At 65.3% G+C, this 13,911-nt stretch carries 8 protein-coding genes and 3 rRNA genes; all 11 read left to right on the top strand.

Features of this window, described 5'->3' with window-relative positions; genetic code table 11:
* Positions 1–130 precede the first annotated feature (130 nt).
* Positions 131–1,653: ribosomal RNA gene (locus AOP72_RS07170) — 16S ribosomal RNA — on the top strand.
* Positions 1,654–1,999: 346 nt separating this feature from the next.
* A 23S ribosomal RNA gene (locus tag AOP72_RS07165) occupies positions 2,000–5,097 on the top strand.
* 68 nt (positions 5,098–5,165) lie between these two features.
* Positions 5,166–5,282 (top strand): 5S ribosomal RNA (gene rrf, locus AOP72_RS07160).
* The 16S, 23S and 5S rRNA genes sit together here, the layout of an rRNA operon.
* Positions 5,283–6,067: 785 nt before the next feature.
* Entirely contained in the window at positions 6,068–6,961 is an 894-nt protein-coding gene (locus tag AOP72_RS07150) for a tetratricopeptide repeat protein (RefSeq protein ID WP_152650285.1), read from the top strand.
* Entirely contained in the window at positions 6,958–7,992 is a 1,035-nt protein-coding gene (locus AOP72_RS07145) for an HAD-IIA family hydrolase (protein ID WP_062134306.1), read from the top strand. The genes AOP72_RS07150 and AOP72_RS07145 overlap by 4 nt, the downstream gene beginning before the upstream one ends.
* Positions 7,985–8,155 (top strand): hypothetical protein, encoded by a 171-nt coding sequence (locus AOP72_RS13570; protein WP_193746379.1) that lies wholly within the window; start codon positions 7,985–7,987, stop codon positions 8,153–8,155. Before AOP72_RS07145 ends, AOP72_RS13570 begins: the two co-directional genes overlap by 8 nt.
* A gap of 101 nt (positions 8,156–8,256) precedes the next feature.
* Positions 8,257–9,084 carry a TlyA family RNA methyltransferase gene (locus AOP72_RS07140; protein WP_084631473.1) on the top strand — a complete coding sequence of 276 codons (828 nt, stop codon included), beginning with the start codon at positions 8,257–8,259 and terminating at the stop codon, positions 9,082–9,084.
* Positions 9,081–10,031 (top strand): NAD kinase, encoded by a 951-nt coding sequence (locus tag AOP72_RS07135; protein ID WP_062134304.1) that lies wholly within the window; start codon positions 9,081–9,083, stop codon positions 10,029–10,031. The genes AOP72_RS07140 and AOP72_RS07135 overlap by 4 nt, the downstream gene beginning before the upstream one ends.
* A gap of 3 nt (positions 10,032–10,034) precedes the next feature.
* The gene (recN, locus tag AOP72_RS07130; protein ID WP_062134301.1) at positions 10,035–11,735 is read left to right on the top strand and encodes a DNA repair protein RecN; all 1,701 of its coding nucleotides are present in this window, start codon (positions 10,035–10,037) and stop codon (positions 11,733–11,735) included.
* Positions 11,736–11,739: 4 nt separating this feature from the next.
* Entirely contained in the window at positions 11,740–12,894 is a 1,155-nt protein-coding gene (gene steA / locus AOP72_RS07125; protein WP_062134299.1) for a putative cytokinetic ring protein SteA, read from the top strand.
* Entirely contained in the window at positions 12,891–13,859 is a 969-nt protein-coding gene (locus tag AOP72_RS07120; protein ID WP_152650283.1) for a copper transporter, read from the top strand. The genes steA and AOP72_RS07120 overlap by 4 nt, the downstream gene beginning before the upstream one ends.
* Positions 13,860–13,911 lie beyond the last annotated feature (52 nt).

Below are 13,911 nucleotides of genomic sequence, written 5' to 3'. Positions count from 1 at the left end.
AACGTGATGTTGGATTCCTTTGGTAGACAACGAAATGTCAGTGACATTTTGTTCGAAGCTAGAGATTAAACGGTTCTTCGGAACCACTTCGTTATGTAAGTAAACCGGCTTGCCGGATTGCTAATAAACATTCACGGAGAGTTTGATCCTGGCTCAGGACGAACGCTGGCGGCGTGCTTAACACATGCAAGTCGAACGGTGAAGTGAGAGCTTGCTCTCGCGGATCAGTGGCGAACGGGTGAGTAACACGTGAGTAACCTGCCCCAGACTCTGGGATAACCTCGGGAAACCGTGGCTAATACCGGATACGAGACGAGATCGCATGGTCATCGTCTGGAAAGAATTTCGGTCTGGGATGGACTCGCGGCCTATCAGCTAGTTGGTGAGGTAATGGCTCACCAAGGCGACGACGGGTAGCCGGCCTGAGAGGGCGACCGGCCACACTGGAACTGAGACACGGTCCAGACTCCTACGGGAGGCAGCAGTGGGGAATATTGCACAATGGGCGCAAGCCTGATGCAGCGACGCCGCGTGGGGGATGAAGGCCTTCGGGTTGTAAACCCCTTTCAGCAGGGAAGAAGCGAAAGTGACGGTACCTGCAGAAGAAGCGCCGGCTAACTACGTGCCAGCAGCCGCGGTAATACGTAGGGCGCAAGCGTTGTCCGGAATTATTGGGCGTAAAGAGCTCGTAGGCGGTTTGTCGCGTCTGCTGTGAAAACCCGAGGCTCAACCTCGGGCCTGCAGTGGGTACGGGCAGACTAGAGTGTGGTAGGGGAGACTGGAATTCCTGGTGTAGCGGTGGAATGCGCAGATATCAGGAGGAACACCAATGGCGAAGGCAGGTCTCTGGGCCACTACTGACGCTGAGGAGCGAAAGCATGGGGAGCGAACAGGATTAGATACCCTGGTAGTCCATGCCGTAAACGGTGGGCACTAGATGTGGGGCTCTTTCCATGAGTTCCGCGTCGCAGCTAACGCATTAAGTGCCCCGCCTGGGGAGTACGGCCGCAAGGCTAAAACTCAAAGGAATTGACGGGGGCCCGCACAAGCGGCGGAGCATGCGGATTAATTCGATGCAACGCGAAGAACCTTACCAAGGCTTGACATATACCCTTTATCCCTAGAGATAGGGAGTCCTTCGGGGGGGTATACAGGTGGTGCATGGTTGTCGTCAGCTCGTGTCGTGAGATGTTGGGTTAAGTCCCGCAACGAGCGCAACCCTCGTCCTATGTTGCCAGCACGTAATGGTGGGGACTCATAGGAGACTGCCGGGGTCAACTCGGAGGAAGGTGGGGATGACGTCAAATCATCATGCCCCTTATGTCTTGGGCTTCACGCATGCTACAATGGCCGGTACAATGGGCTGCGATACCGTAAGGTGGAGCGAATCCCAAAAAGCCGGTCTCAGTTCGGATTGAGGTCTGCAACTCGACCTCATGAAGTTGGAGTCGCTAGTAATCGCAGATCAGCAACGCTGCGGTGAATACGTTCCCGGGCCTTGTACACACCGCCCGTCAAGTCACGAAAGTCGGTAACACCCGAAGACGTCGGCCTAACCCTTTTGGGAGGGAGACGTCTAAGGTGGGATTGGCGATTGGGACTAAGTCGTAACAAGGTAGCCGTACCGGAAGGTGCGGCTGGATCACCTCCTTTCTAAGGAGCACTTGGCGCTCTTTGGAGCGTCCAAATCTCGTTTCGTTCTCATACGTAGAACGGCGAGAGCTCATGGATGGAACATCGACGTGGCAGCGAGAGACACCACACACACCTAGTACACCTTCGGGTTGGAACGCGTGAGTGTGCGTAGACACCGCTGCATGGCACACTGTTGGGTCCTGAGGGATCGGGCGAAAGCTCACCTCAGGCTGGCCATAGGCCGGCTGGACGGATCACCGGATCTGGATGAACCACCTCGCTATGCGGGGCAGGCGCCAGTGGTAGGTGAGACCGCCCGTACCTTGAGAACTGCATAGTGGACGCGAGCATCTTTGATTTCTGTAGTCAAGTTTTTAAGAGCACATGGTGGATGCCTTGGCAGTGGGAGCCGAAGAAGGACGTTGTAGCCTGCGATAAGCCTCGGGGAGCTGGCAAACAAGCTTCGATCCGAGGATGTCCGAATGGGGAAACCCCGCTGGAGTCATGTCCAGTGACCCTCGCCTGAACACATAGGGCGAGTGGAGGGAACGTCGGGAAGTGAAACATCTCAGTACCGACAGGAAGAGATATTCCGTGAGTAGTGGCGAGCGAAAGCGGAACAGGCCAAACCGTCAGCGTGTGATAGCCGGCAGGCGTTGCGTTGACGGGGTTGTGGGACCTTTTGGAGGGAACTGCCGTTCTCTCAAGGAGTCAGAAATCCGCGTAATAGTCGAAGGGCATTGAAAGGCCCGGCACAGAGGGTGTGACCCCCGTAGACGAAATTGCGCGGACTCCTAAGAGTCATCCCAAGTAGCACGGGGCCCGAGAAATCCCGTGTGAATCCGCAGAGACCACTCTGTAAGCCTAAATACTACCCACTGACCGATAGCGGAACAGTACCGTGAGGGAAAGGTGAAAAGTACCCCGAGAGGGGAGTGAAATAGTACCTGAAACCGTGTGCTTACAATCCGTCGGAGCCTCCCTAGCAGGGGTGACGGCGTGCCTTTTGAAGAATGAGCCTGCGAGTTAGTGGTACGTGGCAAGGTTAACCCGTGAGGGGCAGCCGTAGCGAAAGCGAGTCCGAATAGGGCGATTGAGTCGCGTGCTCTAGACCCGAAGCGAAGTGATCTATCCATGGCCAGGTTGAAGCGCGGGTAAGACCGCGTGGAGGACCGAACCCACTTGGGTTGAAAACCGAGGGGATGAGCTGTGGATAGGGGTGAAAGGCCAATCAAACTTCGTGATAGCTGGTTCTCCCCGAAATGCATTTAGGTGCAGCGTTGCGTGTTTCTTACCGGAGGTAGAGCTACTGGATGGCTAATGGGCCTCACCAGGTTACTGACGTCAGCCAAACTCCGAATGCCGGTAAGTCAGAGCGCAGCAGTGAGACTGTGGGGGATAAGCTTCATAGTCGAGAGGGAAACAGCCCAGAACACCAACTAAGGCCCCTAAGCGTGTGCTAAGTGGGAAAGGATGTGGAGTTGCACAGACAACCAGGAGGTTGGCTTAGAAGCAGCCACCCTTGAAAGAGTGCGTAATAGCTCACTGGTCAAGTGATTCCGCGCCGACAATGTAGCGGGGCTCAAGTACACCGCCGAAGTTGTGTCATTCACACATTGCCTGATCTTCGGATCCAAGCGTGTGGATGGGTAGGGGAGCGTCGTGTGGCGAGTGAAGTCGCGGGGTGACCCAGCGGTGGACGCCACACGAGTGAGAATGCAGGCATGAGTAGCGAAAGACGGGTGAGAAACCCGTCCGCCGAATGATCAAGGGTTCCAGGGCCAGGTTAATCCGCCCTGGGTAAGTCGGGACCTAAGGCGAGGCCGACAGGCGTAGTCGATGGACAACGGGTTGATATTCCCGTACCGGCGAAGAACCGCCCATGCAGAGGCAGATAATGCTAAGCGCCCAAAGTCACTGAACTCTTCGGAGGAACGTGATGGAGCGCGCGAACCAAGTCTGTAGTAAGCAAGCGTATTAACAGGGGTGACGCAGGAAGGTAGCCAGGCGTGGCGATGGTAGTCCACGTCCAAGGTTGTAGGGCGAGTCGTAGGCAAATCCGCGACTCACATAGCCTGAGAACTGATAGTGACCGCATTAGCGGGAATCTGGTGATCCTATGCTGCCAAGAAAAACCTCGGCGCGAGGTTCTAGCCGCCCGTACCCCAAACCGACTCAGGTGATCAGGTAGAGAATACTAAGGCGATCGAGTGAATCACGGTTAAGGAACTCGGCAAAATGCCCCCGTAACTTCGGGAGAAGGGGGGCCTGAGGCGTGAAGGAACTTGCTTCCGGAGCGTTCGAAGGCCGCAGAGACCAGGGAGAAGCGACTGTTTACTAAAAACACAGGTCCGTGCGAAGTCGCAAGACGATGTATACGGACTGACGCCTGCCCGGTGCTGGAAGGTTAAGAGGAAGGGTCAGCCGCAAGGCGAAGCTCTAAATTTAAGCCCCAGTAAACGGCGGTGGTAACTATAACCATCCTAAGGTAGCGAAATTCCTTGTCGGGTAAGTTCCGACCTGCACGAATGGCGTAACGACTTCTCCGCTGTCTCAACCGTGAACTCGGCGAAATTGCACTACGAGTAAAGATGCTCGTTACGCGCAGCAGGACGGAAAGACCCCGGGACCTTTACTATAGCTTGGTATTGGTATTCGGTGTGGTTTGTGTAGGATAGGTGGGAGACTTTGAAGCCGATACGCCAGTATTGGTGGAGTCATTGTTGAAATACCACTCTGATCACTCTGGATATCTAACTTCGGTCCGTAATCCGGATCAGGGACAGTGCCTGGTGGGTAGTTTAACTGGGGCGGTTGCCTCCCAAAGAGTAACGGAGGCGCCCAAAGGTTCCCTCAGCCTGGTTGGCAATCAGGTGGCGAGTGCAAGTGTACAAGGGAGCTTGACTGTGAGACTGACAGGTCGAGCAGGGACGAAAGTCGGGACTAGTGACCCGCTGGTGGCATGTGGAAGCGCCAGCGCTCAACGGATAAAAGGTACCCCGGGGATAACAGGCTGATCCTGCCCAAGAGTCCATATCGACGGCATGGTTTGGCACCTCGATGTCGGCTCGTCGCATCCTGGGGCTGGAGTTGGTCCCAAGGGTTGGGCTGTTCGCCCATTAAAGCGGTACGCGAGCTGGGTTTAGAACGTCGTGAGACAGTTCGGTCCCTATCCGCTGCGCGCGCAGGAAATTTGAGAGAATCTGACCCTAGTACGAGAGGACCGGGTTGGACGAACCTCTGGTGTGCCAGTTGTTCCGCCAGGAGCACGGCTGGTTGGCTACGTTCGGAACGGATAACCGCTGAAAGCATCTAAGCGGGAAGCCGGTCTCAAGATGAGATTTCCATGAGATTCGTCTCGAGAGGCCCCCAGTAGACCACTGGGTTGATAGGCCGGATGTGGAAGAGAGGACTAAAGACTCTTGAAGCTGACCGGTACTAATAGGCCGATAACTTGACTTTAATCAATGTGCTATGCGTCCACTATGCGGTTCCCGAGATACGGTCGGGTACCAACATCTCAATAGAGTTTCCGCTGTCATAGCGAGAGGGAAACGCCCGGCTCCATTCCGAACCCGGAAGCTAAGCCTCTCAGCGCCGATGGTACTGCACTCGTGAGGGTGTGGGAGAGTAGGTCGCAGCGGGACATTTTTCTACGAAGGGCCGCCCAATGCTGGGCGGCCCTTCGTCATTTCAGGGAGAATGTTCTCGAGCACCACCCCGTTGCAGGGATCGGAGAGCCATGTCGAATCAGCATGACGACAGCGGAGACAACACGAAGCGTCCACAGGACCGCGACGATGCGTCGTCGAGCGGCGACGGGAAGCCCCCACGCAAGAGCGGCCCCACCCGGCCGCCTGCGATCGGCGGGCCCCGTGGCAATGCCAACGACCGCGGACGCAGCCCGTTCGGTGGACGTGGGGCTGCGAGCTCGCGCAGCGAATCGGGTTCCCCACGTCCCGACAGCCCGCGACGTGAGTCTCGCCCCGACCGTGGATCCACTGCAGACCGTGGGGCTCGTCGCTCTGGCGCGGATGGCCGTGGTCGTGACGATCGTGGCCGACAGGATCGTCCTCGACGCGACGGTGCGGGCGACCGTCAGCAGCGTCCCGACCGGGGTGATCGGTACGGGTCGCGGGAGCGCAGTGGTGATCGTGACACCAGAGGCGGCGCCCCCCGCGGTGATGCGGGCACGGGCGGCCCGCGCAGCTACGGCCGTCCCGACTCTTCCCGTCAGGACGGTCGCTCTGGCGACCGCTTTTCGCGTGGTCGGCCCGATGGGTCGGGGCGACCCGACTCCCGGGGGCGTCCGGACAGAGCGGGACGGCCGCCGTCGGGTGGCTCCGGAGGCAGGCCGGGTGGCCGCGATGCGGTGCGACGTGACGATCGTCGCTCCGAGCGCGATGACGGTTCGCGTCGTGGCGACCGTTCGATGCAACGGCCCGCGGTGGATGCGCCGGAGATTCCCGATGAGATCCAGTTCGGGCAGCTCGATCGTGAGGTGCGCCAACGTCTGCGCACGCTGAGCAAGGACAACGCCGAGGACGTGGGCCGTCATCTGATCATGGCGGGCGCGCTGATCGAGCTCGACCCGGAACTCGCGTACCGGCACGCCCAGGTGGCGTTGCAGCGAGGAGGCCGTGTGGATGTGGTCCGTGAAGCGAACGCCCTGGCGGCGTACGCGACCGGCCGGTTCACCGAGGCGCTGCGCGAGTTCCGCACGGTGCGACGTCTCAACGGGTCGCACGAGTACCTGCCTCTCATGGCGGACTGCGAGCGTGGACTCGGGCGGCCAGAGCGCGCCATCGACCTCGCCCGCAGTGACGATGCCGCCTCGCTGCCGACAGCCGCACGGGCCGAACTTGAGATTGTCGCTGCAGGCGCACGGCTTGATCTGGGCGATGCCGAGGCTGCACTCGTGGCCCTGCGTCGCATCACCGTGACGGACGAGGCTCAGCGCATCCGCGTCGACGAGGCTTCGGTGCCAGTGCTCCGTGCACTTGGGCGTGACTCCGACGCTGATGAGCTCGAGAGCCGCCTGGAGATCGTGGACGACGACGGCGAGGTCGAGTTCGACGTCACCGTCTATGACGTCGCCGAGCTCTCCGTGCCCGTCGACGAGCCCGAGCCTGCACAGGAAGACGGTCTGTCCCCGGACGGCGCCGACGCATCGGAGGACGACGGCGACCCCCGCCACGTGACGGCCGTCGAAGAGGCCGGTCAGACCTCCCAGCGCGCCGAGCGCGCCGATGCGCCCGCTGCGCAACGCACGGGCGGTGACGAGACGTCTGAGCAGAGCGACGAGTCCAAGGAGGGCGACCGATGACCCCATGCGACCTTCTGGGAAGCGACGAGCCGCTGTCGCTCGCATACGACGCCGCGCTGGTGGACCTCGACGGTGTCGCGTATCGCGGGCCTCACGCCATTCCGTCTGCGCCGCCCGGCCTGGCGGCGGCGCGAGAGGCCGGCATGCGTGTGGTGTTCGTGACGAACAACGCGTCTCGTGAGCCGGAGACCGTGGCGGATCACCTCACCGAGCTGGGGATGCCTGCCAGCGTCGACGAGGTGATGACGGCGGCCCAGGCGGTCGCGGCGCTCATGCGCGAGTCTCTGGACACGGGCGCGAGCGTGTATGTGGTCGGAGGCGTGGGGCTGCGGACTGCCGTCGGCCAGGCGGGCTACCGCATCGTCGATTCCGCCGAGCCCACTCCCGATGCGGTGGTCCAGGGCTTCTCGCCCGACGTGTCATGGCGCGATATGGCGGAGGCGTCGTACGCGATCCGCGCGGGAGCGCGATACTTCGCGTCGAACAAGGACCTGACGATCCCGAACGAGCGCGGAGTGGCGCCCGGCAACGGTGCACTGGTCAACGTGGTGGTGACGGCGACAGGTGTGGAACCCCCCGGAGCAGGCAAGCCCGAGCCGGCGATGTTCCGCTTGGCGGCCGCCAAGGCCGACTCCGAGCGACCCCTCGTCGTGGGTGATCGTCTCGACACCGACCTCAAGGGAGGTCGCGCCGCAGGAATGCCGGGTCTCCACGTGCTGACCGGTGTCGATGGGGTGCGCGAGGCCATCGAGGCCCCGGCCTCGCATCGGCCGTCCTTCCTCGGCCGTGACCTCGGAGCGCTGGCCGTCGCGCACCCGCGCCCCGAGCGCGAGGGCGAGAAGTGGCGCGTTCGCGGCGCGACAGCCTGGATCGAGGGCGGAGTGCTCCACGTCGACGAGGACGACGCTGGGCCGGACGGTCTCGACGGCGCGCGCGCTGCGTGCGCGGCGGCGTGGGAGGCGGCCGATGCCGGTGCCACGGTGACGGTTGAGTCCACGCCCGGCCGGGAGGTACGCTCGAGCCATGGGTGAGATCAAGGATCAGCGCGAGCCGCTCGGTGAGGTGAAGTACCCCCCAGAGGTGCGAGAAGCGCTCAACGCCGTCACGGAGCTCCCGGATGACCTCGACCAGCAGGCCGAGTTCTTCGACAAGATCCAGGACTCGCTGTCGACGCGCTTGCGCGAAGAGCAGTAGATTCGCAGCGCAGTAGATTCGCAGCGCAGTCGAGACACCGCGCAGCAAAGACGACAGAGACCACGCAGAGCGTCAGCGACATCGATGCAGGAGGGGCTTCCATGCGCCTCGACCGCGCTCTCTACGCGCGCGGGCTCGCCCGGTCCCGCTCTCACGCCCAAGAGTTGATCACCGCAGGTGCGGTCACGGTCGACGGCACCATGGTGACGAAGCCCGCGCACCCGGTTTCGGACGACGCTGTGCTGGGCGTGGCTCCCGACGCGGGCCGCTATGTCTCGCGCGCCGCCCACAAGCTCATCGGCGCTCTCGAGGTGTGCGCCGCAGACGGCTTGTCGGTGGACGGACGCCGCGCTCTCGATGCGGGCGCCTCGACGGGCGGCTTCACGCAGGTGCTGCTCGAGCGGGGCGCGGCCCACGTGCTGGCCGTCGACGTGGGCCATGACCAGCTCGCACCCACGATCCGTGAGGACCCGCGAGTGACCGTGCGCGAGGGCGTCAACGTGCGCGATCTCGACGCGACCACGCCCGGCGCCGGGGTGGGCCTGGTGGTGGCCGACCTGTCGTTCATCGCCCTGCCGCTCGTCATCCCCGCGCTCGTGGCGTTTGCGGGACGCGGGGCCGACCTCCTGCTCATGGTGAAGCCGCAATTCGAGGTGGGCCGCGGCAAGCTGAGCGCGCGCGGCGTCGTCACCTCGTCCACTGCGCGCGCATCGGCCGTCCGAGGAGTGGCGCAGGCCATGTCCGATGCGGGCCTCGCGCTGCACCGGGTCGCACGCAGCGCGCTGCCTGGCCCCCAGGGCAATGTGGAGTTCTTCATCTGGGGCTCGTACGTCTGGCAGGCTAGGACCCGCGACGCGCACGCGCGTCCGGTGCTCGACGGCGAGACCCTCGAGCAGGCCATCGCACGCGAGGTGAAGGAAGACGCATGACCCGCAGGATCCTGATCGTCGCCAATCCGCACCGCCCCGAGACGCTCGAGGCGGGCGAGGAGGTCGCGCGCGTGCTGGCGCAGGCCGGCATCGAATGCTGCACGGACTTCACGCCGGGGGTGTCGCCGCCCATCGAGGCCGCGATCGTGCTCGGCGGTGACGGCACGATGCTGCACGCCGCACGCAAGACTCACGGAACCGACATCCCCTTGCTCGGCGTCAACCTGGGACGGGTGGGGTTCCTCGCGGAGCTCGAGCGAGACGACGTCGCGACCGCGGCTCAGCGCCTCGCGGATGGTGACTACACCGTCGAGGAACGCGGCACGCTGCGCGTGACCGTCACCAGCGCTGACGGCACCGCCGAGGAGGGGTGGGCGCTCAACGAGGCGACTCTCGAGCGTGCGAACCGGCTCCGCACTCTCGAGGTGACGCTCGCCGTCGACGGCGAGCCGCTGTCCAGCTTCGGCTGCGACGGCGTGGTGGTGTCGACGGCGACGGGGTCCACGGCCCACGCCTTCTCGGCCGGTGGGCCGGTGATGTGGCCGGACGTGGACGCGCTGCTGTGCGTCCCGCTCGCGGCGCACGCGCTGTTCGCTCGCCCTCTCGTGGTGGGGCCATCCTCCTCGTTCGCGATTCAGGTGGTCCCCAGCTCGGAGTCGTCCGGACAGGTGGTGCTCGATGGTGCGTCCAGCATCGAGGCAGGCCGCGGGTCAGTGGTCGACATTCGGCGTGGCGAGCACAGCGTGCGGCTCGCCCGCATGTCCGACGACCCCTTCACCGCTCGGCTGGTGCGCAAGTTCTCCCTCCCCACGGATGGGTGGCGGGGCGAGCGCGCCTATCCGACGCCGATCGGTCACGAGATCCACTCTCAGCAGCGGGCGAATGACCCTGACGCAGCGCCGGTGGCCGATCCCGTGCGCGCCGGCGGTCCCGATGAGGACGGGTGAACCGTGCTGCATGAGCTGACGATCGCCGACCTGGGCGTCATCGAGTCCGCGCGTCTCGAGTTCGGCCAGGGGCTGACCTGTGTGACTGGCGAGACCGGCGCGGGCAAGACCATGGTGCTGACGGGCCTGGGCCTCATCCTGGGCGCCAAGACCGTTCCCGCGACGGTGCGCACGGGCGCCGAGGCCGCGGTCGCGGAGGCGATCATCGACGTTCCGCCCAGCGGAGCGCTCGCCGAGCGCCTGGCCGAGGCCGGCGTCGCCGTCGAGGAGGACGGATCCGTGGTGGTGGCCCGGACCGTGGGTGCCACCACGCGGTCGAGGGCAATCATGGGCGGTCGTACCGTGCCGCAGACTCTGCTGGGCGAGGTCGCGGCGGAGCTGGTGACCGTCCACGGACAGTCGGATCAGGTGCGTCTGCGCTCGCCCGCCCGCCAGCGCGACACCCTCGACGCCTACGGCGGCGCCCTGATCGCCGAGGCGCGTCGCGACTACACGGCGGCGTGGGACGAGTGGCTCACGGCTGCTGAGCGCCTGCGACGGATGCAGGAGGGGGCCGACGCCGAGCGGGCGGAGGTCGCGCGCCTGCGCGACGACCTCGCCGCCATCGACGCGCTCGCCCCCGAGGCGGGCGAGGATGCGGCTCTCGTCGCCGAGGCGGGAGTCCTGGAGAACGCCGAGGCCGTCCGCACGGGCGCTGCGGCCGCCTACGAGGCGATCGCGGGTGAAGAGGAGATCACCGTGGTGGCGACCCTCGAGGCCGCGCGACGGGCTCTCGCAGACGCTGCCAGGCATGACGGCGCGCTCGCGGCGCTCGAGGAGCGGCTGGCCGACTATTCCTATGGGGCCACCGACGTGGGCGCCGAGCTCGCCTCCTACCTTGATCGCCTCGATGCGGATCCGGGCCGTCTCGACGAGATCAACCAGCGAAGGTCCGACCTCGCGACTCTGACGCGTCGCATCGGGGTGCCGGACGTCGACGGCGTGCTGGCGTATGCCGAGAGCGCGCGTCCTCGGGTCGAGGAGGATGACGCGTGGGACGAGACTCTCGCGGCTCGTCGCGACGCCGAGGCACGGTCGCGCGCGGCCCTCGAGTCCGCAGCCGCCACTCTCCACGACGCGCGCGCTGCGGCCAGCGATCGGCTCGCTCGCGCGGTGCGTGACGAGCTGGGGCGTCTCGCCATGCCCGATGCGGACATCGCCATTGCAGTCGAGCGCACGGAGCCGACCGCCCACGGCGCCGACGTCGTGACGATGACGCTGGCGTCTCACCCCGGTGCCCCTCACCGGCCGGTCGCGGACGCGGCAAGCGGCGGCGAACTGTCGCGCATCATGCTCGCGATCGAGGTGTCGCTCGCCGGCGCCGACCACGTGGCCGATGCGGCCGGCCGCACGTTCATCTTCGACGAGGTCGACGCGGGCGTGGGTGGCAAGGCGGCAGTGGCGGTGGGCAACCGGTTGGCCCAGCTGGCGCGCACGCACCAAGTCATCGTCGTCACTCACCTCGCCCAGGTGGCTGCCTTCGCCGACACCCACGTGGTGGTGGCGAAGTCCACCGACGGCGCCGTGACGCGCGCGCAGGTGGGCGCCGTCGCCGGAGAGGACCGAGTCCAGGAGATCGCACGGCTGCTGTCGGGCCAAGAGGACTCGACGACGGCACGCGCCCATGCGCTTGAGCTGTTGGAGGGCTCCGCCGTGGCACGATGACGGCATGAGCCGTTCCGACCGCACGACCAGCGGGGACGACGGCACCGTCACCGGCGCTCTGCGCATCGAACCGAGCGTGAGAACGCTGCTGCGCCGTCTGCGCCCCGGAGACGTGGCCGTCATCGACATCCTCGACCTCGACCAGCAATCCGCCGAAGCCCTCGCCGCACGGCGCCCTGCCGCCGTGGTCGACGTGCAGTCCGCCATCTCCGGCCGGTACCCCACGGGAGGCCCCCGCGTGCTCCTCGAGGCGGACATTCCGCTCATCGACGAGGTGGGCGGCGGCATCCTCGGCATGAAGGACGGCGCGCAGGCGGCCATCAGCGGATCTCAGGTCCTGGTGGGCGGCGAGGTCATTGCGGAGGGCAGGCGTGTCACGCTCGACGTGCTGACCGAGGCCATGGTCGGCGCCACGGAGGGCCTGCGTGTCCAGCTCGCGACGTTCACCGCCAACGCGATGGACCATGTCGAGCGCGAGGCGGACACGATCCTCGACGGCGCGGGTCTCCCGGAGGTCGGGCTCGACCTCGACGGTCGTCACGTGGTGATCATCGCGCCCGGTCTCCGTCACCGCGAGCAGCTCACCGCGATTCGCCGCTACGTCCGCGACCATCGCCCGATCCTCATCGCGGTCGGAGAGGCAGCCGATGCGACCCTCGCCTTGGCATCGGCCCCGCACCTGATCATCGGCGACGTCGACGGCGTAGGGGATGATGCGCTGCGGTCAGCCGACCGCGTGCTGCTGCACGAGCCTCGCGGGGGCGCGTCGGGGCAGGCGCGAGTCGACGCGCTCGGCCTCGCCCACAGCGTCTCCGACTCGGCACTGTCCTCCGTCGCGCTCGCGATCCTGATGGCTCACTCCGGCGGGGCCTCGGTGATCGTCACCGTCGGCGTCGAGTCTTCGCTTCAGGACTATCTCGACACGTCACAGGCGGACGCCTCTGGCACGTTCCTCGCGCGGCTTCAGGCCGGGACGAGCATCGTCGATGCGCCCGCCGTCGCGCAGGTGTACCGGCATCGCTACTCGGCCTGGACGCTGGCGCTGCTCGTCCTCTCGGGACTCCTTGCCTTGGCGGTCGCGATCGCCTCCACGCCCGCCGGGCGTGCGTGGGTCGCTGACCTGTGGACGGCGGCGACGTCGTGGATCGGTGGCACATGATGAAGGACTTCCGCTACCACGTCGTGTCGCTCGTCGCGGTATTCCTCGCGCTCGCGATCGGCGTCGTGCTCGGCTCGGGGCCCATGCGGGACGCGCTGGTGGGCGACCTGTCGGACCAGATCTCCGCTCTCGAGGAGGAGTCAGCGTCTGCTCGCGCCGATGCAGAGGCCGCGCAGGCGCAGACCACCACCGCACAGCAGTTCACCGACGAGGCGGCCCCCTCGCTGCTGTCGGAGACCTTGCTGGGGGTGTCCGTCGCCACCGTGGAGGTCGCGGAGCCGGAGTCGCAGGACGCGGCCGGCGTGCGCGACCGGCTGGTGCAGGCGGGAGCGACCGTGGCGGGCCAGATCGTCATCGAGGATGCCTGGACGGATCCCGACCAGACGGCCTTCCGTTCGTCGCTGGCGTCCACCATGGCACCCAACGTGGTCGGGGTGGATGACGCGTCGTCGCCGACGATGGTGCTGTCGCACGCCCTGGCCCAGGCCCTGATGCCAGGCCTGCTGCCGCCGGGCACCGGCGAGGCCGATCTGGCGGGCACCGACTTCCCGGACCCCGCGAACGCTGCCGAGCGCTCGGCTCTGCTCCTCGACCTGCTGGTCGAGGCGGGACTGGTGTCCGGCACCACCACCGCGCCCATCGAGTCCTTCGCCATCATCGCGGGCCCGGGCCCGGACGACGAGGCTGCCAGGGCGGAGCTGTCGAACACCCTCGCCGCAACCGCCGTCGTCCTCACGGAGTACACCCCCGGAGTCGCGGTGGCCACTGGGCCAGACGCGCCGGGAGACCTGGCGAGTGCCGTGCAGAACTCTCCGGACGCATCGGCCGTCGTGTCGACAGTCGTGGAGGGCACTGACAGGTATGGACAGATCTCCGTCCCACTCGCGATCTCCCAGGCCTTTTCCGGGTCGGTGGGTCACTATGGGCCAGGGGAGGGGCGCACCTTGGTGCCCCCGACGCCGTGATGAATCCGCGGTCGACGGGCGTTGTCGCGATGTCGGCGACCTGAATCGCTGT

Source organism: Demequina aestuarii, assembly GCF_000975095.1.
In the GTDB taxonomy this organism is placed as follows: Bacteria; Actinomycetota; Actinomycetes; order Actinomycetales; family Demequinaceae; genus Demequina; species Demequina aestuarii.
This window is presented reverse-complemented; position numbering and strand designations above follow the sequence as displayed.

Excerpts from the sequence above, each read along its gene's own strand:
- steA (WP_062134299.1), top strand. The coding sequence starts at position 11,740 with ATGAGCCGTTCCGACCGCACGACCAGCGGGGACGACGGCACCGTCACC.
- AOP72_RS07120 (WP_152650283.1), top strand. The coding sequence starts at position 12,891 with ATGATGAAGGACTTCCGCTACCACGTCGTGTCGCTCGTCGCGGTATTC.
- AOP72_RS07150 (WP_152650285.1), top strand. The coding sequence starts at position 6,068 with ATGCAACGGCCCGCGGTGGATGCGCCGGAGATTCCCGATGAGATCCAG.
- AOP72_RS07140 (WP_084631473.1), top strand. The coding sequence starts at position 8,257 with ATGCGCCTCGACCGCGCTCTCTACGCGCGCGGGCTCGCCCGGTCCCGC.
- AOP72_RS07145 (WP_062134306.1), top strand. The coding sequence starts at position 6,958 with ATGACCCCATGCGACCTTCTGGGAAGCGACGAGCCGCTGTCGCTCGCA.
- AOP72_RS13570 (WP_193746379.1), top strand. The coding sequence starts at position 7,985 with ATGGGTGAGATCAAGGATCAGCGCGAGCCGCTCGGTGAGGTGAAGTAC.
- AOP72_RS07135 (WP_062134304.1), top strand. The coding sequence starts at position 9,081 with ATGACCCGCAGGATCCTGATCGTCGCCAATCCGCACCGCCCCGAGACG.